This window comes from Sphingobacterium sp. 2149 (assembly GCF_031455655.1).
Lineage (GTDB): Bacteria > Bacteroidota > Bacteroidia > Sphingobacteriales > Sphingobacteriaceae > Sphingobacterium.
The window spans coordinates 419,795-446,737 of record NZ_JAVDTD010000001.1 but is presented as its reverse complement, the minus strand read 5'-3'; the positions used below and the strand labels follow the sequence as shown (position 1 = coordinate 446,737).

The window sequence follows — 26,943 nt, the reverse complement described above, 5'->3', positions numbered from 1 at the left end:
TAAGAAGTCGAAGAAATCAATGCCGATAACGTTCGAAGAATTCATACGTTCGCAACAGCTGATCGAGGCGTTGGCCGACATCTCCAGAGCGTGTGATCTCATGATCTGCGCGTGGATGCCGGACGTATTCCGTATCGCGTCCCAAATATTTAAGCTGTTTATATAAAAAGTCGCTCTGTACATGGCCTGTACGATTATCCTGCTCCCCATGGAATATCAGTAAAGGTGTTTTTATATTCTCCGCATACGTTGTCGGCGATTGCGCCAAAAGAATATCGCGCATACCCTTTTCCCATGGAAATCCATCAAAGTAACGTTTCAGCATTGGCCACACATTGGCGCTACCAAAAAAGACATACAGATCATATACCCCACGTTGGCTGGATGCAGCACGGAATCGACTGTCATGTGCCAATATCCAGGCGGTTAAATACGCACCGTAAGATCCACCCGTGATAAATAGCTGCGCGCTGTCGACGATACCGGTGGCAAGCGACAGATCCACGGCTTCAAGCACATCACGCGATGGCCCCGCCCCCCAGTCATTAAAGTTTGCTTTTAAAAATTGCTCCCCGTAGCCGCTCGATCCGCGTGGATTCGAAAACAATACCGCATAGCCTCGTGCGCGAAAATACTGGTATTCGTGCCACATAATGGCATCCGCGGGACCGAACATTGAAGCTGGGCCACCGTGAATCTCTACCAGTAGCGGACAACGTTTGTCCTTCTGGTAATGTGCAGGCTTCAAGAGCCAATAGTCTACTTCCAGTCCTTTTTCATTTCGGAAACTGCTTTTCTGTGCAATACCAATATTTTTTCCCGAGAGCCAAGCTGAATTGATTGCCGTAATGGCGGTCCCCGCTTTAAAGTTGGGGTCTGCGCGGTACAGTTCTGATGGGTTTGCAAAGTTGGTTTTTGTATAGAACGCTTTCTGCCCATTTACCCAATAATCGCCAATCCCCTCTTCCACCGAACTCAAGGTTTGTATAGTTCGGCTTTTTATATCCGCACGATTCAGGGTGCGCCCGCCTCTATCCGACGCAATAAAGTAGACAGATTTTTCATCTGCCGCAAACTGTACATTGCTCAGGCTACGGTCCACGCCCAAGCTATTCCCTTTCCAATTTTGGGTATCATAGATAAACAATCCACCTACCGTCAATGAATTCTGCAGACTTCGATTCACGGCCACCCATTTTCCCGATGCAGATACCGCAGCCACCTGAAAACGATGTATGCTATCACCCAAAATAACCTGTCTTTTGTTGTTGGACAGATCAAATAGAACAAGATCGGTCGATCCTACACGATCCGGATGAAGACCATTTTCGGTCTCTACGCTTAAAAGAACCTTGTTATTCCCTACAAATTCCGCTCCTGTATGACTTCGAAAGCCCTGGGTTAATGCGACGGGCGGTGTTTTAGCAGCGAGGTCCAAGACGTACCACTGCGTAAAGCGGATTTCGCCCGTCGTAGAATTTTCTGTCTGAAACTGCAATTTGTTGGTCAACTTGGCGATATCCTGCTGTTCATCATGTTTTAGGTAGGCAATTATTTGGGGCAGGCTACCATCGCGATCTTCTTGTGCAGGCTCGGCTAATAAGGATGCATTGCCCTTATCTGCAGGTTTTTCCAAAGACCATGCCGGTACTTGGCCAGCCGGATTGAAATCTTTACTTTTTACCAGCTCGCCAAGCGTAAAGCTACTTGATATAAGAACCTTTGAACCATCAGGACTGAATCGTACAGTACCCACCCCCTGCTCGAGCATGGTTAGCTGTTGAGGTTGCTGACCGTCTGATGGAAATAAAAAAAGCTGCGAACGTTTGTTGCTTCCCTTGCCAACAGCCCACCGGCGTCCATCCGGACTGTATAATATTTGCGTAAACTGCTGGTCCACCTGCTGCGGATCAAGCTTTGCTGCCGATGCTGTCCTGTTTACATACCAGAGCGTTTCATAGCGAAAACCCGCATGCTTGGTGGTATCTGCGACAATACCGCGCACAGCATAAGCCAGTTCGCTGCCGTCAGGTTTCACCTGTAGATCAATGATATTTTTTATTCGAACCAAATCACTAGCCACGATCAAACTATCCGTAGCTGACCCCTGGGCGAAAGCTGGAGCAATCCCCACCAGCAACAGACCAATGAGCTTGTGTTTCCAATATTTGTATGAACTAGCTTTCATTGAGTTTCTCGATTAGTTTTTGTGCAGAAATACGGGCTTTACGCTGGATAAAATCAGCGTCGGTATTGTCGCCAATTTCATAGACCAATGCTTCGGCCTGATACGTTTTATACAAGTAGCTGTAAGCCGTGTAGGTCGGTCCACCTAAATACAGTGGCTTTACCAGCGGTTCATACCCTGGAATAGCTTGTTTGACTGTGCTTATCCAATTGGATACAAAGCCCGGAAAACGGCTGGGCAAAGCAGGATCTACCGTATAATAGATATCACTTCCTGTCGAATGAAAATCGATGGCAAAATAAAGCTCGCGGCCCTGCTTTTCTATTTCTTGCTTAAAGTAATCACGTAACGCTATTGTCTCCGGCTGGTTAAATTCGGCCCAGTCACGGTTGAGATCAACCCCGTTCGCATTGGTACGCCAATGCCCTAGGTCCACGCCGTCGGGGTTAACAATGGGGATCAGGTAAATACGATATTTCTCCCGAAACCGCTTTGCATCTTCGCTGTTACCCAAGAGGTATTCGACAAAGCTGGCATAAGCATAATGCCCTGTAATTTCGGGCGGGTGCTGTCTCCCCAATACAGCGATCGTTTTTTTACTTTGCGGATTGCCCGCCACATAGACGTTAATAGGCTTGCCAAGTGCCGTTTTTCCCACTTCCTTTTTTTCGAGTTGAACAGCAGGACTTACCTGTTCAATCCAGCTGTACACCGCACTAGAAGGAATATTGGCCTGTGCCGAGATCCATGTTCTCTTACTGGAAATCGGCAGGTCAAAAGAAGCTCCGCTGAGCTTATTCCAGTTCGTTCCGTCTAGGCTTACTTTCGGGTCATAGCGATGGCGTACACCTTCGGGATAGTCAAGCTGGATTTTTATCGTTGTATCGCGGGTAGACCAAACCTGAAAGCCATACCAAGGACTAGGGTTGATCGTAGCGCGTTCTGGCGCGACCTGCAGGTGGTATATGCCGTCACTGGATTTTGTCAGTCCATTCAATCGGGCACCGTCATAGTCATTGCTGAAAAAGACCCGTTGATCTACAGTAAACGTCCCCCGCTCCTGTTGGATGATCGCCTGCGATTGGGTCGATTCATAACTGATCGGGTTTTGCCCTTTAAAATCCTTTTTCAGTCCACCGATTTCGTTTTTCCCTTGATTAAACAAACTGTCCAACACCTTCCCCAGTTCTTCACCACGGACATTCTTGGCAATGATTGTCCCCTTATCATCCACCAAAAAATTGGCCGGAATGGCACGAACAGCATAGGCAGCGGCAATTTCGCTATTCCAATAGTTTAATTCAGAGACATGCTGCCAGGTAAGCTTGTCGTCGGCAATACCTTTGAGCCAAGCTTCTTTCTTCTTGTCCAGCGAAACGGCATAGATTTTAAAACCCTGGGCTTTATATTTTTGATAATTGGCTACAATATTCGGGTTTTCCTTCCGACAAGGAGGACACCAGGAAGCCCAAAAATCAATCAATGTATATTTCCCCAAATGATCATAAAGCGCCTGTGGATTACCATCAGGATCATTGGCAACAATGGCCGGGGCTTTCTTCCCTATGCTAACCTGCCGTGTGACGGCAATAATTTTGCGGAGCTCCTGTATATAACGCGATTGCTGCTGCGGCCCAGACAGCAGGGCAATATGAGCTTCCAGCTCATCCGGAGACAAGCGATAGGACCATTCCCGGTAAAGGAGGTAACTGGAAACGATATTATCCGGATACTTTTGGATAAAGGCTCGAATATCAGGTTTACGTTGCGCCCGATATTCTTCAAAGAGTGTTTGGCTTTTCGACCCAGATAAAGACACTTGCTGTCTATTGTCATCTTTAGCATGGATCGTTATTTTATTGTCGCCGACATCCAGAAAAACATAGCTTGGAACGACATCCCGCTGTGTGGAAATGCCATACAGGTCGGGAAGCGGAAGTTGCTTGCGGAAGGAAAAGGACCCCTTTTTTACCAAAGCAGAGTCAATAACCGTAAATATTTTATTTTCAAAACGTTGCAGATAAACAACAGACACATCGCCATTTTTGACCGTTCCTTTGAGTGATAGGGTCTGCTGTTGTGCTTGTGAATATCCCCCACTGGCCAGCAGCAAAGGAATAAGGAGTTTGCTTGTCTTATTCATGATGGACTCGATTAATTAAAAAGTTTATTGGTTGCCAATTCCGTATTAGGAGCTGGAAAAATATAGTTCTGCGCGGTTGTAGGCACCGAAGGTGTCTGTATATTCGCATCACCTTTTGCAGGCAGCTCCTTCAATTGACGGAGCAAATCGTGCCCCCGCAAGCCTTCACCGAGCAATTCAATTCGCCGTTCTTTGGCAATAGCTTCTAAAATAGCTGTTTTGCCCGACAGGGATGTGCTTGGAAATACAAAACTTGCATCAGACCGTTGGTGTACCGCCTGTAAAAGTGCGCCTGCGATGGAGAGCTGCTCAGTCTGCGCAGCAGCTTCGGCATAATTTAACAAAACCTCGGCATAGCGAATCACCGGGATATAATCTACGTAAGGTGAAGCCTTCGCATACTTTTTCAAGTACTGTCTGTCCCCATTGGCCTGCAGGAGGCTACGTCTTTTATCTGCCACCCGCCATTGCGTGTCGTTCAGAATGCCACTTGGATTAAGGTAATATTCTTTGTTGACCAGGTACACATATCCTATCGCAGACTGTCCCGAAAGCGCATCAGTAGTGCTCGCGGGCATACTGAGAATGGATTCTGTGCTGGTAAAACTACCCCCAAAAATCGTTGTAATATCCGGCTGCAACTCATGCGCGACGCCTTGCTGCGCCTTAAATGGAGCCGTTTGCTGTGGGACAATCTTTTTGGCTTCCTCCAATACTTTGGCATAATTATTTATCGTCAGGTACACCCTGGTTTTAAAGGCCCGGGCGCTATTTTTATGCGCCCGCGTCGTATTGAGCAGTGCGGTTGCATAGTTTTCCGGCAGGTCTTTTTCAGCTTCATCAAGATCGCTCAAGATCTGTTTGTACACCTGAGCAACGGTGCTGCGCGCCAGATCGTTATTGTTTCCGTCCACTTCCGCCTGCAGGCGTAAAGGCAAGCCCGACGATGCCCCCTGATCCTTGTTGTAAGGTTGCGCAAATACCGTCACCAAGCTAAAATAACATACCGCACGCAAGAACTTAGCTTCCGCAACGTACGCTTTGGAAAGTTCAGCACTGATGACATCAGTGCCCGGACTAAGCGCGGCAATCAGGATATTTGCGCCGTTAATGGTGGTATAAGCCGCAGACCAGAGGTTGTTGATATCATTGGATCCCGAACTATAGGAATTATTCCAGCTTTCATAAGCTGTGTAGCTGTTGGCCGTTACATTGATAAAATCTTCGCCACGGACATCCTGGTAAAGAAGATAACGGCCACCATACAAGCTGGCCCCCTTTAAACTTTTATAAATGCCATTTACGACGCCTTCAATGCGAGCAGGCGTGTCGAAGACATTTTTATCCGATATCGCGGTCGTCGGCACAGGAAATAATCCGTCATCCCTTTTGCAGGAATTCAGGGTTGACACCAGTAATAAAGCGCTGATCAAGTAGATATTTCTTTTCGTATTAATTTTCATGTTTTCAGATTTTTAAAATGATACATTTAAACCAGCTGTCCAGGTGCGTCCCTGTCCGATCGAGTTCTTTTCCACACCGATGGAAGTATTGGAATTCCCATTGGAGGAGGACTCCGGATCCGTACCCGAATATCCCGTGATCAAGAAAAGATTCGATGCCTGACCATAGATGCGAATACTGGAAAGACCGATCTTATTAAACAGGTTACCACGTAAGGTGTAGCCCAGGGTGAGCTGTTGCAAACGTAAGAAATCAGCTTTCTCGGCATTTTGGTCGATGGAAAATCCGGCAGAACCGTTTGAGATCACATCATTATAGACCAGCCGAGGTATATCCGTTTCTTGTCCCGGTGTAGTCCATCGATTGAGTACGTCGACTGAATTGTTGTAAAACCGCTGATCCAGCAGTGTACCTCGAGTACCATTCATGACTTTGTTGCCACCTGCAAAGGTGAAATTGACCGCAGCATCAAAAGCTTTATAACGAAATGCATTATTAAAGCCGCCATAATACGTTGGCAATGCCGTCCCTAAGACCTGGTAGTCGGCTACTGTAATCGGATTGGCCGTGCGGCCATCCAGGTAGGTCCAATTGCTCTGACCAGAAGCTACCGCAGCACTGTATTGTACACGTTCGCCACTTTTATTGATAAATATGCGCCGCCCATTTTCAGGATTTACGCCATCGGTTACTGCACCGTATAAGCTGCCCACAGCATAGCCCACCCGTGTAATGTTGTTGGCTTCAGTCGTGGTATGCGTGTAACCGATAATATCAGCATTGCCACCAGAAAGCGCTGTAACCTTATTTTTTACATGTGTCAAATTAAGCGATGCATTCCAGGTAAAATCTTTCTTTTTGACAACATCACCACTGATCGCAAATTCGATCCCGCGGTTATACATGCTGCCAACATTTTTAAGGATACTATTCCCGGGAATACCCTTGGATGGCGACTGCGGTACATCCAAAATAAGTCCATTCACATTGTTTCTAAAGTAATCGACATCCACATGCAAGCGCTTGTGGGCCAGGTCCAAGCTTAAGCCCAAATTGGTCTGTTCGGAAGTCTCCCAGCCCAGATTGGGATCGCCCGCTTGCGACATGCTCCAGGTAGGCACCGTGCCATAGAGCGAGGAACTATACAAGTTGAGCGATTCATAAGCCGATAGATTGCCATTGCCGACTTTACCCCAACTGCCACGGAAACGTAGATCGCCCAAGAGGTTTGCCAAGCGACTATTCTTATAGAAACCTTCTTCAAAAACAGACCAGCCCAGGGACACGCCACCAAAATCACCATATTTGCTGTTCGCTCCCAAAGCCGAATTACCATCCCTTCTAAAATTGGCCGTCAGGAAATAACGCTTGTTGTAGTTGTATGTTGTACGCACAAAGGTAGAGCGGTAAAAGCGTTCCGTAACACTCCCGCCGGCTCCCGATAGTGTTGTCCAATTGCCTTGGAAATTTTCAAAAAACGGATCAGATGCATTGTTTTGCGATGCATTCCAGCTATCGTTGTCGTATTTTTGAATATCGTAACCGACTAAGAGCGTCAGCGCATGTTTTTCGGCAAACACCTGATCATAACTGAGGCTGTTGGTAAAATTCCAGTTGTTGCGCAGACTGTTTACATTGGTAACCGAGCCACCATTTGTGTAGCCCGATGAACCCAAGCTGGGGCTCAAATACGTCTTTGTCGTCGATAGATTGCGGTCTACCGCATAAGTGGTGGTGAATTTTAAGTTTTTCAACAGATTGAGCGAAGCATGCAGGTTCCCTAAGATATGATCGTTACCGGTCGTGTATTTGCTGTAGGCAAATAATGCTTCCGGATTGTATAACGTGTTCGTAAATAAGTTGGCTCCAGGTCCCAACAAACCTGTGCTGCTTAAATTGTAGCTCCCGTCATCCTTAAATGCTGAGACATTCGGTGGCAATACCAGCGCCAGTCGAGCGCCGCCGATCAACAGCAGCTGGCTGTTGGGCAAGGAACCCGAATTTTTAGCATCGTTGAAGGTATTGTTATACGTCAGGTTACTCCCCAGCGAAAACCAATCGTTCACTTTATGCTCGATATTAAAGCGGAGGCCTTTGCGATCGAAACTGTTTTTTGCAAAAAAACCTTCTTGGTCCGAGTAATTTCCCGAAAAATAATACTGTGTATTGGCGTTGGCACCACTTACAGCGAGGCTATGGTTGTGGCTATAGCCGGTGTTATAGACATGATCGTACCAGTTGGTTTCAACCAACTTACCATTGGCATCATACTGCGGAAAGAATAGCTCACTTGCCACCTTATCGTTGCTGGCATTTCCCGACAAGATCTTGTTGTTCAGAACGGCTTCATTTTTAATAGCTATATACTGACTGGCATTCAGCAGCTTAGGCAAACGTGTCGCGGATACCGCAGAACCCCAGACATCGTAGGTGACTTTTGCACGGCCCTGCTTACCTTTTTTGGTTGTTACGATCAGTACACCGCCCGCTGCCCTTGAACCATAAATTGAAGTAGAAGCCGCATCTTTCAAGACATCAATCGATTCGATATCTGAGGGATTGATATCTGCGAGCGGATTATTAGCCACATTGGAAGAACCAATATTACCCGTGTTAACGGGAATACCATCGATGACAATTAAAGGGTACGAACTGAGGGATATCGAATTTAAGCCCCGCACCCGGATGACAGGCGGATTGTTGAGCAAGCCATTGGGCAAAGATATACTCACCCCCGAGGCTTTACCCGCCAGGGCCTGGTCAAAACTTTGTACCGGGATATCTTTGATCGCATCGGCCGAAATCGTGGCTGCCGCACCTGTGAAGTCTTTTCGTTTTTGCGTTCCATAACCCACGACGACGACTTCTTCCAGCGTGCGGTCTTCAGGCACCAAGCGCACGGTATCCCCCTGTTCATTGATCAGGGCAATCTGCTCCTTATAGCCGACGGATGATACGACCACGCGTGCCGGAAGCTTTTGTCCCGTGACAAAAGCAAATTTGCCCTTACTGTCTGTCGTCACAGCATGAGTAACGCCATAAAGTTTAACCGTAGCACCTTCAATGGGCTGGCCACTTTCGGCATCAATCACCTGTCCTCGGAAGGATGCATTTATAATTGTTTTTGGAGTTTCCTGTGCGTAAGTTAATAAAGGCTTTTCTGCCAGGACTGCCAATAATAGATAGGCCGAATAGTGTAATATTCTTCTCTTATTCATCGGTAGAATCGTTTAATTTAAAAAATAGATGTGGTAGCCATAAACAAGTTTATAGCAAAAGGATGGTGCGTAATTTGGAGAAAATTATTAGCTACACATTCGTGGCGCGGAGCAGGCCCGATCAGCTTTTGGAAAAGATAAAATACTTACTTTGAAAAGGTGGTTTAGATAATGTTGTTTCATTTTTAGTTGTTTTAATAGTGATTAACTCGTAGCCAACGCCAATTGAAATACGGTTAAACAAATGTAAGCATTAAAACAAATAATGTATACTAGTTTAGTAGTTTTTTTTCAAATATTTATTGCTAAATCAGCTTTTTCCGTTCCTACCATATTTTTTTGACCCTTCCACAATACCGCTGTCGCAGCATTGAAAACCTTTTTTTTGCTTTTCAATGGTCCATATACAATGAAATAAAAAAAATCTACATAAACGGTAGACTTTATTGCTTTCTATTTTTTATATTTGCTCACCGTTTCTCAATTGGCGTTGGTAACGTTTTTTTTAAATGTAGTTTTAACAATTTAAATTTCTATGAGCAAGTATTATTTTAGACAAGCGATCTCTTCCCAAAACAGTCCCCTATTGAAAACCTTCTTTTTCAAGAAAGAACGAATGTGCATGGCATGATGCCCCGCTAGCTGAAAAGCTTTCGTTTTTTTAGAATTCAAAATCAACCTAATCTACTGTTTTAATCATGAGTATAAACAATTGGAAACGATTGTCTGTGGCTCTATTTGCCTCATTTCAGGCAAGTGTAGTTGTTGCACAGCAGCCCGTTTCACCTATTATCAATGCAGATCTTATTGGTACACTACTTGATGCACGAACCAATAAACCCATCGCCGGGGCAACCGTGCAGCTAGACGCCGTCACACACAGCGTACAAACCGACACCTGGGGCCGTTTTTCTTTCCGAACTGGTCAAAAATTACCTTTTAAAATTATTGTGAGCCACTTGGGGTATGTCTCGGATACCCTCGTTGTGCAACGCTCGCCCGTAGAGATCAAATTGCAACCCAATGACCGTCAACTCGACGAAATTGTCGTCGTCGGCTACGGAACGACAAAAAAAGGCGATATTACAGGTGCCCTCTCCCAGATCAAGGGGCAAGATCTCAATGATCGTCCCATAGCAAATATCGTTCAAGGGATACAGGGTAAAGCAAGCGGCGTGGACATTACCTCAAATAACCGTCCCGGTGGCATAGGTACCATACGCATTCGCGGTAACCGCTCCATAAATGCCTCCAATGAGCCCCTATATGTGGTCGACGGAATTCCGATATCCGCAAGTGAAGCAGCGATTATTAATCCCAAAGACATTGCCTCGATTGAAATTCTCAAAGACGCCTCTGCAACGGCAATATACGGTTCACGTGGCGCAAATGGCGTGATACTGGTTTCACTTTTGGAAGGAAAAAAAGGACAGGTCGCTGTGCAGTACAATGGGTCAATATCTTTCGATCAGATCCATTCTACCACAGATTGGATGGATTCAAAGGCACTTTTGGACTGGCAACGGCAGAGCCACATCAACGGGGGGACCTATACGGGAAAATATGGCACAGCCCCCGATCCTGATTTTTATATTCAAAATTTTGGTGGCGGCGAAACTTATGGTATCGAGTCAATCCGAAATGCCTTCAGCTGGGGAACAGACGGCAAACCGCTACTCCGTGATGCAACAGCGGAGGAAATTGCCAAGGGATATGCCGCGCAAGTGCCTCTATATAACGGCGACAATATCCTCAACCAGGGTTGGACAGATTTAGTGACACGCCTGGCAAAAACCAATAATCATAGCCTCTCCCTCTCTTCGGGCAATGAAAAATCGAGTCTTTATCTCTCGGCAGGACTGCTCGATCAGCAGGGTGCAATGATCGATCAGGATTATAAACGGTATACCACAACATTAAAAGGTGATGTTTCACCACGAACATGGTTGAAGCTGGGCATATCAACAATAGGAAGCTATGCTGTCCAAAACTATGGAATGGCCGATAATTCCGCCAATTCGGGTGGAAAAGATTCCTACAGCCAAGCCCTAGCACTCATGCCTTATGCGCCGGCCTATGACGAAAATGGCCTTCTCTTAAACACCAATCGTACCGGTCTGTCAGCACATAATGTCTTGCTGAATATTGAAAACAGCAAAAATGAGTACACCCAGTATAGTGTGCTTTCCAATGCCTTTGCGCAGCTCAATTTTACCCCCTGGCTAAAATATCAGCTTAAATTTGGGGTACAATATACCGGGGTAGAAAATGGTTCCTTCTATGGACCTGACTACACAAACCCATTTTCGGCCGTAGGTACCGCTCCGCTGATTGGCTATAATTCCCACAGCAAACGGTTATCCTGGGTGTTTGAGAATATGTTAACGTTCGATAAGAAGTGGGCTGATCAGTCGCTGAAAGTGGATGCCTTGCAGTCATCACAGGAAAATCGATCCAATGGTATTAATATCCGGGCACAGGATATCACCTTTCCTTCCTCCCTCTGGTACAATTTGGGGGCAAATGATCTGGGCCGCCCCATGAGCTATGGTACATCCTATAGCAAATACACGCTGCTTTCGTATATGCTACGCGCCAATTATGCCCTGAAAAATAAGTACCTCCTTACAGCTACTGGCCGCTGGGATGGCGCATCGGTACTTGCACAAGGGCACAAGTTTGACTTTTTCCCCTCTTTGGCAGTCGCCTATAAACTGGAAGAAGAACCCTGGCTGAAACAGGTCAGTTGGATTAATCAGCTCAAATTCCGCTATGGAATCGGTGTAACAGGAAATTCTTCGGTATCTCCCTACACCACTTCGGGAACAATCGCAGGTGCAGCCTATGTTTTTGACGAAACCCAATATCCGGGCTATAAATCATCGTCTATGCCGAATGCCAATCTTGGCTGGGAAAAAACTGTGCAGCATAATGTGGGACTGGATTTTGGATTTCTGAACAACAGGATATCGGGTTCGATCGAATGGTATCGGGCGAATACCAAAGATCTCCTGCTCAATCGATCCATTCCCCCAGTATTAGGTTACAACAGCATATTGGGCAATATCGGAAAAACGAGTAACAGCGGGCTTGAAATCTCGTTATCAAGTAAAAATGTCGACCGCCCAGATTTTTCCTGGAACACCACCTTGACCTGGAGTAGAAACCGCGAGAAGATCGTCGAATTGGTCGATGGCAAGGTAGACGATGTCGCCAATGGTTGGTTTATCGGGCAACCAATAGCGGTATTTAGGGACTATGTATACGACCGCTTGTGGCAGCATACTCCCGAAGACCTCCGGCTGATTGAACTGTATCGGAAAATTGGCAATATCACGGCGCTACCGGGGCAAGTAAAGATTAAAGACCAGCAACTGGTGGAAGTGCAGCCCGGTACCGAGGGCGCAAAATCTGTCACACTCGCATCAGGCGAAACGGTGACCTATCTTGACAACGGATTTGGAACCATCAACGACAATGATAAAGAGCTGCTGGGCAGCAACAGGCCCAAATGGAGTGGCGGTATTGTCAACGCTTTTCGTTACAAAAACTGGGATCTTTCTTTCTTCGTCTATGCGCGCATCGGTAGCCGTTATTATGGTGCACTTCAGACGTACGGACGACGGATTGAAAACGATGTTTGGAGTCCTGAAAACACTGCGGCTTCTTTCCCACAGCAGACGACAGCAACGTATACCAACTACAATGCCGCCCGGAATTATACCAATGGCAGTTTGGTCTCTTTGCGCTATATCTCCCTGGGCTACACGTTCAAACAGTCCCTGTTGGATAGGCTCAATATCGGAAGCCTGCAAGTATATGCACAGATCCAAAATCCAGTAATCTGGGGCGGCGAAGCGGTAAAAATAGGCCTCAATCCAGACGATGTGAATGGCTGGGATAATGCTGCTGCTGCCCAGCGTGGTGGTCAGACCGCCAATACCATCTTATTGCGCAGTGCCGTGCTCGGCTTAAGAATCGGTCTTTAAATCAATAGCATCAACAACACATGAGACTTGAAAAAAACACTATAAAAAAAGGTGCCCTTTGGGCCTTAACTATACTATCGACAGGAATAGGATTAAGTTCCTGCAAAGACTTTCTCAAAGAAGAAATGGTCTCTACGATTACTCAAGACTATTTTGAATCTGAAAAAGGACTTGACGAACTGGTCGTTGCAAACTACAACATCTTACGTTTTAAATATGGGTTTATGGAAGGTCCCTTTCTTTTTGAAACAGGCAACGATATCGTCGAACCACTTGATAATGCATGGGCTACCTTCAGTCCCGCAGTGTGGTCGCCATCAGGAGCCGCAGGCGAATACGCCAATAACCTGATCGGCTATTATCAAACCCAACTATTGGGGGCCTACCCCATTATAAATGACTGCAACAAAGCCATCGAAATTATTACCGAAAGAGCACCAGGAAAGTATGCAAATGACGCGGCATATGCCAATCAAAAGCTTTCCGAACTCTATTTTCTACGGGCCTATGCCTATTACTTACTGGTTACCCAACTGGGCGATGTTCCTTTTCCTCTGAAAAGCAACAACAGTCTTCCGGCCAATTTTTATCTGCCCAAAACAAATTCGGCGACCATTTATGCAAAATTAATTTCAGACCTGCGATTTGCCGAGCAGCATTTACCTATTGCCGTACAGACGCAGCGCGGGCGGATTACCCGCAATGCAGCCCAGCATTTCCTAGCGAAACTTTACCTGCAGCGCCATCAGGCCGCAGCCTTTAAATCCTACCGGAATGCAGACGGCACTTTAGACCCCGCAAGTCCCAATGCCTACCAGGGGCTATTATATAAAGGGGAAGGAATAGCAGATCTGGATTCCACCATTTATTATTCCTCTCAGGTCATAAATTCCGGGATCACCCTGGCCTCAAATTATTGGGACCTTTTTGCCATTGAGAAAGGAAATTGGACGAACGAAACAAATCCAGAGATCATCCTACAGGCCTCCTATGGTAATAATTTGGACAATGGTCGTTACGGCATGCGCACCAATGCAGCCTTCACCGCCGATTACCGCAATGCGGCCTGGAATATCCCAAGCTGGACCTGGTCTTATGGACTGCTAAAAGGTCAGGGATTTTTACCCTCAGACTGGGGTTATGATGTATTTACGGATAAAATAAATGATTCCCGTTTTGAAAAATCATTCCAGCTCGAATATCAGAGTGCTTCTTTCGATAATGCGTCCCAATCGGACAGTCCCGGTCTTGCCTATACCGACGCTAAGAATGCTTCCCTGGCCTGGCAAGCTAATGAAGCCGATTTCTTTAATGCCAATATCAAGCCGAACTATACACGTCCATCCTGGAAAGGGCGGAATGCGCAGGCCGGGCAGCGGAAAATTGGAACCGCTGATTTGGGACTTGTTTTCCTTGAAAACAGCAAAGAAACGGCCATTGATATCAATGAGGCCCTCGCACAACCTTATGTACTCTATCCGCGATGGATCAAAGACAACGGAAAATATTATTACCGAAAGACAGGTGCCGACAGGTACAGTGGAAACGCGGGGCTGTTATTAAACCGGAAAGTGCGTCCATCTTCACGAAAATTTATCGATCCGAATCGCAGTACAGTAGACAACCATTTTGGTACGCGTGATGTAGCCATTTTTCGACTCGCCGAAACTTTTCTTATCCGTGCAGAAGCCTATGGCCGAAAAGGAGACTATGCCAATGCCATTGCCGATATCAATAAATTACGAAACCGAGCCGCCTACAAAGCCGGAGAAAACCGCGCCGAGGTATTGGCCCGCTTGTACCCTGGAGCCGAATCATTGCGTGCAGAAGAACGCTCTTACCCTTACAGCTCCGCGACGGCCACCTTTGATAAAATCAGCGTCGACGCTTCCTATTGGGACGGAAGCTCCGCGAAATCCAAGGCCGAACAATATCCGTCTGAGGCGAATACCGAATTGAAACGTTTTGTCCATTTTATCTACAATGAATACTCGCGCGAGTTTAATACGGAGCAGGTCTTATACGAAGGGATACACCATGCAGGAATACAGCTGGAGCATATGTTGCATCATGCCCAGCTTGCTTCGAGCCGAAATGCGGGATGGCCCAAATCGGATAATCCATCCGGAGTGAATGGTCAGGACGGCAACGGAAAGGGAACCTTTTCGGCAACCCATACTTTCAAACCTTTTCCGCAATCGTATATCAGTATGTTAACCGATAAAGATGGTGTGCTCCTGGATGAAACAGCCCGCCGTGCCTATCAGAATCCTGGATATTAACCCTTTTAACATGACATTGAACAGACGGAAATTTATAAAAAACACCGGCCTCTTCGGTTTGGGCATCGGGCCGCTCGCCAGCCTCAACTTATATGGCGGTCCAAACCGGACTGCACATAAAAGCGGTGATAACCACTCAGAAGCTGCGTTGGATATTCCATTGCACTGGATCGACCGGCAACAGGGAGCACCCTCTTTGGGGACAACTTTCGGTGTCCCCTGGCCAAAAGGAAAGGTAAGGGAACAGCAGCAATTCGAGCTGCGCGATAACCAGGGCCATACGGCCCCCATCCAAACCTGGCCCTTGGCTTTCTGGCCAGATGGTTCCGTGAAATGGTCGGCATGCGCCGTTGCTAATCCATCGACACTGATCCAGGAAGAACTTTTTTTGACAGCGAGTGAGCGCATACAGCCAGGGATCCAAGTACAGGAGCACGAGGAGTCCATCACTGTCGATAATGGCCTTTTAAAAGTGACTTTCGGAAAGACGGGAACTAAGCTGCTACAGGAAATCCGACAAGATGGCCGGCTCGTTGCTAGCGCTGCTTTCTTGCAGATTTTGTTGCAGGATGCCCCTGATGCAGAACCCGAAGAAAATTTAAATAGGATTACATGGCAGTCCCATATTGAAAAAACTGTAGTCGAAAACAGTGGCAGCCAGCGTGTCCTCATTCGCGTGGCGGGAACGCATCAGCATGGCGAGCAAAAAAAAATCCCGTTTATCGTCCGTTTTTATCTTTACGACAAGTCGCCCACGATAAAAGTAATTCACACCTTTTTATATGACGGCGATGAACAGCGCGATTTTATCAAGGGAATAGGCCTATCTGTGGTAATGCCATTGCATGATACGCCGACCTACAATCGTTACATTCGTTTTGTCGGGGAAAACGGCGAAGTCTTTTCCGAAGCGGTGAAAGGGCTTACGGGACTTCGCCGTGATCCAGGCAGCGCGGTACGGAAGCAACAGCTGGAAGGAAAGGAAGTCAAATGGGAGAACATTACGGAGACCGCAAAAAAAGGACTCCCCTTTATTCCCGAATTTGGCGATTATACCTTGCTGCAGGCCCATCCCTCTGCCAGCAGCATCGAAAAACGGACCAAATCCGGCCATGCTTGGATTCATAGCCACGATGGTGGCCGCGCTATGGGAACCGCATACTTAGGGACACCTTCCGCTGGAGTCGCTTTGGGTATTCGTAACTTTTGGCAAAGTTATCCGGGCCAGCTGGATATCCGTGGTGCCGCATCCGATGCAGCTACCCTGACAGCCTGGTTGTGGGCTCCGAAGGCCGAAGCAATGGACCTGCGATTCTACCACGACGGCATGGGACAGGACAGCTATGAAAAACAATGGGAAGGCCTCGAGATCACCTACGAAGACTACGAGGCTGGATACGGAAGTCCAATCGGTGTCGCACGCACCTCCGAATTATATTTATCCATCTTCGACCAGAGCCCCTCGTCTGAAAAATTGAGGCAACTGGCGCAGGCATACCAGCAACCACCACTACTATCGGCCAGTCCATCCTATCTCTTCGAGCAGCAGGTGTTTGGCGCCAACTGGGGGCTTCCAGACCGCAGCTCGGCCCTGAAAGCGGCGCTGGAAGATAAATTGGATGCACTCGTTACCTTCTATAAGGGAGAGGTTGATCGTAGAGATTGGTACGGATTCTGGAACTACGGCGACGTCATGCATAGTTATGATGCAGATCGACATGTGTGGAAATACGATGTGGGCGGTTTTGCCTGGGATAACTCTGAACTTGGCACCGATCTTTGGCTCTGGTACTATTACCTCCGTTCGGGCAATCGCGATTGCTTTCGTTTTGCCGAAGCCATGTGCAGACACACCGGAGAAGTAGATGTACATCATCTTGGGCGGTTTGCCCCTTTGGGAAGCCGCCACAATGTGATGCATTGGGGTTGCAGTGCCAAGCAGCTCCGTATCAGTACGGCGCTCAACAGACGGTTTTATTATTACCTCACCGCAGATGAACGTACAGGCGATCTGTTGCGTGAGCAGGTGGAAGCCGCTTATAGGCTTCAAGATATCGTGGCCCTTCGCAAGCGAGTGGATGAACCTGTTGTCACAGAAAAAGGCAAAGCGCTGGTAGGTTTTGGTACCGACTGGGGAGCGATTGCGGCAGCATGGTTTACAGAATGGGAACGAACCCTCGACCCTACAATATTGGCCCGCCTCAAAGCCAGCATGCAAAGCATCGCCGACCAACCGCAAGGTTTTTTCACAGGGCTGAGCCTGCTGGATATTGCTACCGGAAAATTTGACCGCCAAAAAGATAAAACTGTGCGGGTATCACATCTGAATGCTGTGTTTGGACTTGTCGAAATCTGTCAGGAAATACTGCTTGTAATTCCCGACAAAAGATTTGAAACAGCCTGGCTGCAATACTGTCGCTTATACAACGCATCCGATGAGGAGCGGCTACATGCGCTGGGTACCAAAGAAGGCAAATTTAACCTACGGAGCAGCCATGCCAGGCTTACGGCTTATGCCGCATTCAAATTGGGTGATCAGTTGCTGGCAGAAAGAACATGGCATGAACTTCTTGGAACCAAGGCCGGATCCTTCGTTCAGGCCACCACTATACCACTGGTAGGGCTAGCAAACAATCAGCAGGAATGGAAAAATATATCAACAAACGAAGCGGCCCAATGGAGCTTAAGTACGTTTCAGTGCCTACATTACGTCGGTAAGTTTCTAAAATAATACGTTATGCTCAAATTTTTTAAAAGGCGCTATTTCACATTATCTTGGCTGCTGTTGATTCATTTTATTAGTCCAGCGCAAGAAAAGTCCACATGGAAAGTGCCATTAAACGAAGTAAACCGATGGATCATCGAACTGGAGTATCCCGACAAGTCGCATATTGAAGCGAGCAACGAAGGATTAGTTATTGACTCCTATGGCGGAGCCACTTTATGGCTAGACACCTTGCTGACCGGCGATTACCTCATCCAATACGAAAGGGAAATAAGTCTTGACAAGGGCGAGAACAAACGGCTCTCTGATCTGAACCAGTTTTGGCTCGCACAGGAGCCGCACAACGAAATAAAACTTAAATCCAGGGATGGTAGATTAGACAGTTATAATGACCTAATACTTTTCTATGTGGGTATTGGGGGCAACAACAACAGTACAACCCGGTTTCGCCGCTACGACGGATCTGGCGAAAGGATACTTTTGGCCGAGAAAAATGAAAAACCTTTTTTGCTGGAGGCAGGCCGCTCCGACACAATCTCTACTTTCGTACGTGCATCAAAGAGACAAACAGAAGTCTGGATGAACGGCAAGCGTTTATTTGTGGAAGAAGGCATCCAAAATACCAAAGGCTACTTTGGGCTGCGGCTTACCGCAAGCCGGCAGGTGATAAAATGGCTCACCCTATCCAAATTATAGCAAATCCACTCGATGAACAACAGCATACGGCTAACGAAAACAAATCAAAATGAAAATATCTCTTAACCTTACACTATGCTTCCTGCAACTTGCCCTATGTCTACAGGGGCAAGCACAACAGCAGAAAGCTGTAAATTCAGTTCCCAAAAAATACAATGTATTGTTTCTGATTGCGGACGACCTGCGAACAGATATGGGCATCTATGGCCATTCTTTGGCACATACCCCCCACCTCGATCAGCTCGCGGTAAAAGGCGTATGGTTTGAACATGCCTATTGTCAATACCCATTGTGCAACCCCTCCAGATCATCGTTGTTAACAGGGAAACGCCCAACAACCAGTGGCCTGTATGGAAATAGAGAATGGTTTAACGCATCTTTTCCAGACTGGATCAGCCTGCCTAAATATTTTAAGCAAAACGGTTACACGACTATTCGGAGTGGCAAAGTCTTTCATGGCGGAATAGATGACACCGAGGCCTGGGATATTGGCGGCGAGAAACGACAATACGGCACCGTGATCAATGCTTCGGCTCCGTCTGCGGTGGACTCACAATCGTATTGGCAAGCCTACAGCAATTCAGCTCCCCGTATAGAACCCTACGCAGCGACAGTAGCATCCGATAAATGGGCGGCCCTAACAGGCGAAGATGCCAGGCATATAGGCGACACGAAAGTGGCGGACAAAGCCATTCAATATTTAGAAGATCTCAAACAAGCCAAGCAACCTTTCTTTTTGGCCTGCGGCTTTTCAAAACCGCATACACCCTTTGTAGCCCCTAGGGAGTTTTTTGATCTATACGATTTAGACAGTATTGCCCTTCCTCCTGATTTTTCATCGATGCCCGGTATACCGGTGGGATTTCCGGCCGGATCCATCCGCCGGAGAAATGCCGATTTCTTTGTCAACCGCACGGCATCGACACAAGAAGCCAAGGAATATATCAGAGCCTACCTTGCCTGCATAAGTTACATGGACTGGAATGTGGGCCGGGTACTACAGAAACTGGAAGAATCTGGATTGAAAGAAAACACCATTGTGGTTTTTTGGAGCGATCATGGCTATCAACTGGGAGAAAAAGGGAAATGGTCCAAAGCCGGTTCCTTGTGGGAACAAGGCACCCGAGTGCCCTTTATTATTTACGATCCACGGGCACAAGGTAACGGGCAGTCTTCTCCTCGTGTGGTGGAGCTGCTAGACATTTACCCAACTTTAGTCGACCTATGTGGACTACCCAGCTATAAGAACCTAGAAGGAAAAAGTTTAAAGCCATTGCTTTATGAACCTGATAAAACCTGGGAAAGACCTGCTTATACCGTTTGGAACGAAAATGGAAAAGGTGTTACGGGGATCACCGTTCGAACTGAAAAATGGCGATATGCGGAATTTTTCGGACATGGTACCGGAAAATCGCTGACAGATGTGGTTCGCGATCCCCATCAATTGATTAATCTCGCGAACGATCAGCAGTATGCAGACATTGTTGATTATTTCCACCAGCTGGCTATGCAACAGGTTAAGGGCAAGGTTGAGCTCCCTCCTTCAAAATAAGATATCGATTTTGCTAATAACAAAGGGTCTTCAATCATTAAACCCTTTGTTATTCAAGTCTTTTTTAATGCCCGAACAGCTGCATGGACGCATTCAACAAATTAATCCTCCAATTCTTTCAGGTATTCGATCATGGCATCCAAGCTCTGCAGTAGCTTTTCACCTTCAAATCCCACTTTCCGAAAGCGGATGTTCCCCTTTTTGTCCAGGATCAATGTTGTCGGAATCGATGTGATATCCAGCTTGCTACTGAGCTTTTTATCCTGATTGTAATAAAATGTAAAGTCAAATTCGGGATTGGCCTTTGCCCATTTGTACGCATCGTCCCAGCTGTTTCCACTGCCCGAATTGAGGACAACGAACTTCACCTGCGGATCATCCGCATATTTTTTGTATACCTGATGCAAATAGGGAAATGAGGCGATGCAGGGCTTGCACCAGGTTGCCCAAAAATCAATGATGACAATCTTGTCCTTCAGTTCCGTTTTGAGCAACGGTTTCTTGTCCATATCGACAATGCTGATATCCTCTGGAAATGGCGTACTGCCGATGATTTTCTGAAACTCCTGGTAATATCCTTGTTTCCATTGCTTGTCAAGCTTGCTAAAATAAGCCTGCCGTTCGGCAGCATTGTCCGTTCCGTTTTTAATGATCGCTTTGTCGAGAAGCTCACGCGTCGTCGCATCAAAAGGAGCATAACGATAGGCTGCCTCCAATGCGGGTATTGCACTGTTTGGATCATTCCACTGCTGATACTGTATGGCCACTGCCCGGAGCAGTGCCGCCGATTTGAGTGTAGGGATACTTTTGGCAAACCAGCCCCGGGCCGCTTCAGGCTGGTTTAACTGAGCAGCTATAAGTCCCTGATTGGCCATAATTTCTGCTTTTACCGCAGTAAGCTTATCCGCCTTGCTGGGATCGTGGGCCACCAGATAGCCCGTTTCGGGGAAATAGCGTATTAAACTTACCGGATAGGCCGCAACACTATCAAGTAGATATAAATTGAGTTTGGACGCATCCTGCAGCATCAGCTTACGATCCAAGAGCAGCTGCACATAATGATGGTATGCGCGCCATTTGTAGGGATCTTGCTCCCATCGGGTGATCAGGGGCAGGTATTTCTTGGCCTGTACGCTGTCACCATGCCGCACATAGTAGGTAAAAAGATAGTCGTAAGCGCTGCCATAGGCCGCCTCATTATCGGCGGTTTTAAGGCCAAGAAGCTGCCCGATCTTGGCAACCACTGCCGTGGAATCCTGCTCGCGAAACAATTTATTGAGCCGATAGGCTATGCCGATCCTCTTGTTGGGAAACTCGTCGACCACCACCTGGCGGATCGAATCCACCTTTTGATTTTGGCCGAGTATCAGATAACCCATGGTCACCTTGTTGAGGTTCCCTTCAAAGAGCGGATTGCTTCTAAATTTTTGTTCCACCACCGCCAAGCCCTTTTGCAACAGCCGCTCCTGCTGGGCCGGACCAGCGTTTTTCATCTGTAGCACAATCAGTCGGAGCTGTGCCTCGTAATTGTCGGGATACAGACTCAGCTCCTTCTTGAGGTAATATTCCTGTGTAGCAAGGATATGATCCGAAGTCTTATCTTGGACCGGTACACTGTATGATTTCCCAAGGTAATTGCCAGCAATCAGTTTTCCCTGCTTATAGACGTAGATCTCATACTGACTGCTATCGCTTGCCTGCTGTACAAATTTCTTGTCTTTGTCGGCAATCGTAAAGCAGGAAAAGTTAGCGTAGGCCGGCAGTTTAAAACGCACACGCCAGATTCCACCCTCCTGCTGCATGGGCATGCGGCTCGGGAATTCGTAAAAATTTGAATAGTTGAAATCCACAAAAAATGGCCCTTCAATTGGGGCATCAGTAGATTTTCCCGGATCAAAGCTGATGGTCACGGTATCACCGGCCGCTGCTTTTTGCGGCGAAATGCTTACTTGTGCCTGCACTCCCAAGGTTGCTGGCAGCAACAGCAGCAGCAAGGCCTGTCTAAATAGCAGCGAGGCCTGTTTATATAGCTTAATCATTCTGTTGGAGGTTAGCATTTGTGATTAGAATAGCACTGGCGATCGGTATTTTGGTATCGCTTTCAGTAAAGTCTGTTTTGACCTTCGAAAGTACAGGCAGGGCCCTGTTTGTTCGCACCAGGTCAAACCAACGGTGTCCCCATTCGCCGAGCAGTTCCAGCTGACGCTCTTTTTCAAGTGCCAGGGCGATGCTCGCCTTGTCCAGGGTTTGTGGAAATGCAGCAAGGCCTGCACGCTCGCGGATTTGATTGATATCCTGTAATGCCGCCGGCAACTTATTCTGGTTTAGCCGCGCTTCGGCACGGATCAGATACTGCTCGGCAAGGCGCAGCACCGTATTGTATTCGGTAACAGGTGCGCCTGTGCGCACCTTATACTTATACGGCATATAAAGCGTCTTATTATTGACCACATAAGGCTTTAACCATTGCGATTTGCGCAAGTCGTTCGGCTCATAGACTGCCACGGTCGCATCATACACCTGATAGTAACTTCGTGCCGTCGCTACAGTCGGAACGATGCTGAAACCTTCCCAGGTATTGACCCCAGCAGTAGAAAGATTAACGGTCTGCAGCTGCCAGATGGCCTCTTTGCTCGTTTTCAAAAAAACGGTATTGAGGTCGCGCGACAGTTCGTACCGGTTATCCGCGATAACTTTGTCGGCCATCGCTTCGGCATTGGCCCAGTCAGCATGATACAGATATACCCGGGCCAATAGCGCGTCAACCGCTTTTCTATTGGGGCGGGTACGCTCATTCCCCTGATAGGCATCCGCAATATCGACAGCAGCTTTTTGCAGATCATCCACCATGAAAGCATAGAGCTCTTCCCTGGATGCCGGGCCTTTTCGGTTGTTGGCTTCCAGATCCTTGGTATCGGTGATCAAGGGCACTCTATTGAAGAGGTTGCTCAGGTAAAAGTAATTGAATACCCGCGTAAAACGCGCTTCTGCAGAGAGCTGCGCCTTTACCTTGGCGCTGAGTGCCGACGCTTCAAGGCCCTCGATAATCTTATTGCTGTGATTGATATAGCTATAGGGTTGCGACCAGAGCCGATCGAGATACGAGGTCGCGGGACTCAGCCTATTGTATTTGTACTCATCGTAGCTTGTAAAGGCTGAGTTATAATCGTCGGCCAGGCTGGACAGCACGATAGACATCAGTCCACTGGCAAACTGATTATTGTAGTTGTTCATACTGGTATAGAGTCCGCCCACGGTTGCTGTGGCCGTCTTTTCGTCACTGAAGGCCGACTCTGCCGCCACTTCGGTCTTGGGCGGGTCTACGGCCAAAAATTTATTGCAGGAGATGTTTAGCAGTGGTGTCGCAAAAAGGCTGTAGATGATATATTTGTTCATGGTATAAGTCTTTAGTTTTATGATCATTAAAAAGTGAGCTGAACCGCAAATGTATACGTGCCCATGGATGGTGTGGCGCTGTTGCGTACCGAACCAAAGGGATTGACATCCGAAACATACGTGCGGTCAAAACCAGGCATCTCGGGATCCATACCTCTGAAGCTTGTCCAGGTAAAGAGGTTCTGCGCATTGAACTGTACCACAGCACGGTTTATATTGATCTTCTTTGCCCATTTGGAGATATCGTAACTGAGCGATACATTTTTTAAGCGGATGAACGAAGCATCGTCCCATACGGCTGAAGAATAGCGGTAGTAATTACGGTAAGCCAGGTTGGCGTCGTTGGCGCTATTGGCCGTAGCGCGTGGTACATCCGTCAGGTCACCAGGCTGCTGCCAACGGTTTAACACATATTCATCCAGATTGCCCAGTCCGCCGATAGTCGTTGCCTGTGGGCCGTAACCAATGGATGGTCCCTCCTGTTTGACAAACTGAAATAGAAATCCAAGGCTCACATCGCCATAACTCAGATTATTGCCCATACCACCATAGTACTTGGGCAGCAGGGATCCCAGCGTCACATAATCGTTGAAATCCGTAATTTTCCCGTCACCATCCACATCCCGGAATTGGGCGACCCCGGTTTGTGGATCCACTCCCGTAAACTGAAATCCGCGGACGATACGGGTGGACTCGCCAATGACATATCGCCGCACATCACTGCTACTCGCAAGCATGGGATATTCCAGCAGGGTATTGGACGGGAAAGTGATATTGAAATTGGTTTTCCAGCTGAACTTTTCCTTTTGGATATTCACACTGCTGAGCTCAAACTCCAAACCTTTATTTTCGATCAGGGCCGGCGTATTACCAAAATACGAACTGAAGCCCGTCTGCGGTGCGAGCACGATATTGATCAACTGATTATCCGATCTATTGTTGTAATAATTGGCCGTGAGGAAAATACGGTCCCTGAAAAATCCAAGGTCGAGCCCCAGTTCTTTCTTTTTAATTTCTTCCCATCCAAAATTAGGATTAAACACCCGTGTCGGATAAAGTCCCGTAATGCCCTGGTAGGCAAAGCCTGTGCCCCAGGTATCCAGGTATTGGTAATCACCGATCTGGTCATTACCCGTCACCCCCCAGCTGGCACGAAGCTTACCGAAGCTCAAGATAGACTGATCCTGGAGAAATTCTTCGCTGCTGAACACCCAGGCTGCACCGATAGACCCAAAGTTACCGTACTTGTTGTTGGGCCCAAAGCGGGAAGAGCCATCCCTTCGGTAGCTGAAATTTAACAGATATTTGTCGGCATAAGCATAATTGATACGTGCAAATGCAGACTGGTAACGGTAATCTGCATACTGATTGTTGCGGTTCACAAGGATACCTGCAGCACCGATATTGTCCAACTGCGAATCACTCGGGTAACTGCTGCCATCGAAGTATTTTCCTTCGCTGACCCTTTGCTGCCAGGTTCCGCCCAAAAGCAGTTTAAAATCATGTTTACCAATTGTTTTGCTGTAGTTTAATTGCGGTTCAATGATATAGGACTGATAATCCGAATTCCCGTAAGAGGCCATGGAACCCGTACTCGTCAATGGATTAAATCCCGCATTGGGCAGCAAGCGCGTCTGGTCCATGCTTTTGAGGTTGTAGCCCAGGTTGACTTTTGCGACCAATTCGGGTAAGATCGCGTATTCGGCGGAAAAGTTGGCCAGCAGAGATTTCGATTTAGAAACACTCGAGCGCTCCATATAGGCGGCGGGATTCTGTAAGCTCTGCTGAAACCAATAATAGTCGCCATTTTCATCGTATATGGGATAATTGGGCGCCAGGTTATAAAACTGTGCAATATCTGTAGGTACCGTATTGTTACGGTCCAGGTTGAGGTTGAAACTGCTGTTGAGTTTAAATCGCTGGTCTTTGGATTGCGTAGACAAGTTCAACAACGCACCACCACGCTGATAATTCTTGTTACCGGGCAAGGGGTCACCCTGCCGATTGAAATTGGCACTGGCCAGGTATTGGGTATTTTCGTTTCCTCCGGAAAATGACAGCTGATAGGTAGAGAAAGGGGCCGATGCACCATAAAACACCTTTTGCCAGTCGCTGTAGGCGGACTGATCCCAGGTGAGCAGATCCGGCGCATTATCTGCTGTCGCTGTCCAGTTATCGTTTTTAAATCCCTCCTTCCGGATATCCAGATATTGCTCGGTGTTCAGCATCTTCAAGTTGCGAATGGCCTTACCGGAGCCTACATTGGCATTAAAGTCTATTTTAAGTCCGCTCTTATTTCCTTTTTTTGTGGTTATCAAGATCACCCCATTTCCGCCCCGGGAGCCATAAATGGCTGTCGCATCAGCATCCTTAAGCACATCGATGCGTTCAATATCCTTGGGATTGATCAGGCTGAGCGGGCTTTGGTTGCCATTGGCCGCGGTAAACTGATTCATACTTTCGTCCGAAAATGGAATACCGTCGATGATGTAAAGCGGACTGCTGCCATTAGTCAAAGAGTTGACGCCACGCAGCTGCACCTGAAAGGAGCTGCCCGGCAAGCCCGAATTGGAAGCGATATTAAGTCCCGCAACGCGCCCCTGCAAGGCCGCCAAGGGGTCTAGTACCGGTTGTGTTTCGATCTCCCTGCTCGTGACGCTAGATACCGAACCCGTATTTTTGCGTATCGAAGACGTCCCGTAACCGATTACCACTACCTCATCCAGGTTACCGGGATCTACCTCGAGACTGATGTCGATGATACCCTTAGCCTGAACCGTGACTTCCTTGCTGCGGTAGCCCACATAACTCAAAAGTAGTATATCATCCTGCTGCAGGCCATTTAAACTAAAACGACCGTTAGCATCGGTCATAGTACTAGCTACCTTATTTTTAACACGTACACTAACCCCTTCAAGCGCTGCACCGGATCCATTGCTGACTTGACCGGAAATGGTCATCTGGACCGCCTTTGCAGCCCCCTTCCCCTGGAGCACGATGGTATTTTTGACAATTTGGTAGCGTATGCCTTTAGCTGAGAACGCCTGCCTGAGGAGTTCAGGAATATTGGCGTTGTTTAAATTGACATCTACTGGTAGATCCGGATTGATCTCATTGGGATCATACACAAAGCGATAATCACTGCGTTGCTCGATGGATTTGACGAGCTGTTTAAATCGGACATGGTCAATTGACTTGTCTGCCTGCTGGGTCAAAGCATAGGCATTCACATGCATCAGCATCAATAGCAGGGTTTTTACGGACTTTTTCATAAGGTATTTAGATTGAAA

12 protein-coding genes are annotated in these 26,943 nt (G+C 47.4%); 5 read left to right on the top strand and 7 right to left on the bottom strand.

Annotation, left to right across the window (positions count from 1 at the left end; genetic code table 11):
* Positions 1-16 precede the first annotated feature (16 nt).
* Genes J2X77_RS01770 through J2X77_RS01755 form a run of 4 tightly spaced genes read right to left on the bottom strand, consistent with a single transcriptional unit; the run spans position 17 to position 9,013 of the window.
* Positions 17-2,188: a S9 family peptidase gene (locus tag J2X77_RS01770; protein ID WP_310078713.1), complete on the bottom strand. Its 2,172-nt coding sequence runs from the start codon at positions 2,186-2,188 to the stop codon at positions 17-19.
* Entirely contained in the window at positions 2,178-4,331 is a 2,154-nt protein-coding gene (locus tag J2X77_RS01765; RefSeq protein WP_310078711.1) for a M14 family zinc carboxypeptidase, read from the bottom strand. Before J2X77_RS01765 ends, J2X77_RS01770 begins: the two co-directional genes overlap by 11 nt.
* A gap of 11 nt (positions 4,332-4,342) precedes the next feature.
* Positions 4,343-5,794 (bottom strand): RagB/SusD family nutrient uptake outer membrane protein, encoded by a 1,452-nt coding sequence (locus J2X77_RS01760; RefSeq protein ID WP_310078708.1) that lies wholly within the window; start codon positions 5,792-5,794, stop codon positions 4,343-4,345.
* 12 nt (positions 5,795-5,806) lie between these two features.
* On the bottom strand, positions 5,807-9,013 hold the full coding sequence (locus J2X77_RS01755) for a SusC/RagA family TonB-linked outer membrane protein (protein WP_209579748.1): 3,207 nt from the start codon (positions 9,011-9,013) through the stop codon (positions 5,807-5,809).
* 698 nt (positions 9,014-9,711) lie between these two features.
* Between J2X77_RS01755 and J2X77_RS01750 the strand changes: the two genes are divergently transcribed.
* Genes J2X77_RS01750 through J2X77_RS01730 form a run of 5 tightly spaced genes read left to right on the top strand, consistent with a single transcriptional unit; the run spans position 9,712 to position 20,257 of the window.
* Entirely contained in the window at positions 9,712-13,002 is a 3,291-nt protein-coding gene (locus J2X77_RS01750; RefSeq protein ID WP_310078706.1) for a SusC/RagA family TonB-linked outer membrane protein, read from the top strand.
* Between the two features lie 20 nt (positions 13,003-13,022).
* Positions 13,023-15,284, top strand: coding sequence for a RagB/SusD family nutrient uptake outer membrane protein (locus tag J2X77_RS01745; RefSeq protein ID WP_310078704.1), 2,262 nt, complete (start codon positions 13,023-13,025; stop codon positions 15,282-15,284).
* A gap of 10 nt (positions 15,285-15,294) precedes the next feature.
* Positions 15,295-18,015 carry a hypothetical protein gene (locus J2X77_RS01740; RefSeq protein ID WP_310078702.1) on the top strand — a complete coding sequence of 907 codons (2,721 nt, stop codon included), beginning with the start codon at positions 15,295-15,297 and terminating at the stop codon, positions 18,013-18,015.
* A 6-nt stretch (positions 18,016-18,021) separates the two neighbouring features.
* Positions 18,022-18,705 (top strand): DUF6250 domain-containing protein, encoded by a 684-nt coding sequence (locus J2X77_RS01735; protein ID WP_307186665.1) that lies wholly within the window; start codon positions 18,022-18,024, stop codon positions 18,703-18,705.
* A 49-nt stretch (positions 18,706-18,754) separates the two neighbouring features.
* Positions 18,755-20,257 (top strand): sulfatase, encoded by a 1,503-nt coding sequence (locus J2X77_RS01730; protein ID WP_310078699.1) that lies wholly within the window; start codon positions 18,755-18,757, stop codon positions 20,255-20,257.
* A gap of 101 nt (positions 20,258-20,358) precedes the next feature.
* Here the strand turns inward: J2X77_RS01730 and J2X77_RS01725 are convergent, their stop codons facing one another.
* From J2X77_RS01725 to J2X77_RS01715, 3 genes are read right to left on the bottom strand one after another with little or no spacing between them, the layout of a single operon-like run.
* Positions 20,359-22,296 carry a TlpA disulfide reductase family protein gene (locus J2X77_RS01725; protein WP_310078698.1) on the bottom strand — a complete coding sequence of 646 codons (1,938 nt, stop codon included), beginning with the start codon at positions 22,294-22,296 and terminating at the stop codon, positions 20,359-20,361.
* A complete protein-coding gene (locus tag J2X77_RS01720; RefSeq protein WP_310078696.1) occupies positions 22,289-23,680 on the bottom strand; it encodes a RagB/SusD family nutrient uptake outer membrane protein in 1,392 nt (463 codons plus the stop codon). The genes J2X77_RS01725 and J2X77_RS01720 overlap by 8 nt, the downstream gene beginning before the upstream one ends.
* Positions 23,680-26,925 carry a TonB-dependent receptor gene (locus J2X77_RS01715; RefSeq protein ID WP_310078694.1) on the bottom strand — a complete coding sequence of 1,082 codons (3,246 nt, stop codon included), beginning with the start codon at positions 26,923-26,925 and terminating at the stop codon, positions 23,680-23,682. Before J2X77_RS01715 ends, J2X77_RS01720 begins: the two co-directional genes overlap by 1 nt.
* Positions 26,926-26,943: the final 18 nt, after the last annotated feature.

Coding starts and splice junctions, on each gene's coding strand:
- J2X77_RS01770 (WP_310078713.1), bottom strand. CDS start 2,188: ATGAAAGCTAGTTCATACAAATATTGGAAACACAAGCTCATTGGTCTG.
- J2X77_RS01765 (WP_310078711.1), bottom strand. CDS start 4,331: ATGAATAAGACAAGCAAACTCCTTATTCCTTTGCTGCTGGCCAGTGGG.
- J2X77_RS01760 (WP_310078708.1), bottom strand. CDS start 5,794: ATGAAAATTAATACGAAAAGAAATATCTACTTGATCAGCGCTTTATTA.
- J2X77_RS01755 (WP_209579748.1), bottom strand. CDS start 9,013: ATGAATAAGAGAAGAATATTACACTATTCGGCCTATCTATTATTGGCA.
- J2X77_RS01750 (WP_310078706.1), top strand. CDS start 9,712: ATGAGTATAAACAATTGGAAACGATTGTCTGTGGCTCTATTTGCCTCA.
- J2X77_RS01745 (WP_310078704.1), top strand. CDS start 13,023: ATGAGACTTGAAAAAAACACTATAAAAAAAGGTGCCCTTTGGGCCTTA.
- J2X77_RS01740 (WP_310078702.1), top strand. CDS start 15,295: ATGACATTGAACAGACGGAAATTTATAAAAAACACCGGCCTCTTCGGT.
- J2X77_RS01735 (WP_307186665.1), top strand. CDS start 18,022: ATGCTCAAATTTTTTAAAAGGCGCTATTTCACATTATCTTGGCTGCTG.
- J2X77_RS01730 (WP_310078699.1), top strand. CDS start 18,755: ATGAAAATATCTCTTAACCTTACACTATGCTTCCTGCAACTTGCCCTA.
- J2X77_RS01725 (WP_310078698.1), bottom strand. CDS start 22,296: ATGATTAAGCTATATAAACAGGCCTCGCTGCTATTTAGACAGGCCTTG.
- J2X77_RS01720 (WP_310078696.1), bottom strand. CDS start 23,680: ATGATCATAAAACTAAAGACTTATACCATGAACAAATATATCATCTAC.
- J2X77_RS01715 (WP_310078694.1), bottom strand. CDS start 26,925: ATGAAAAAGTCCGTAAAAACCCTGCTATTGATGCTGATGCATGTGAAT.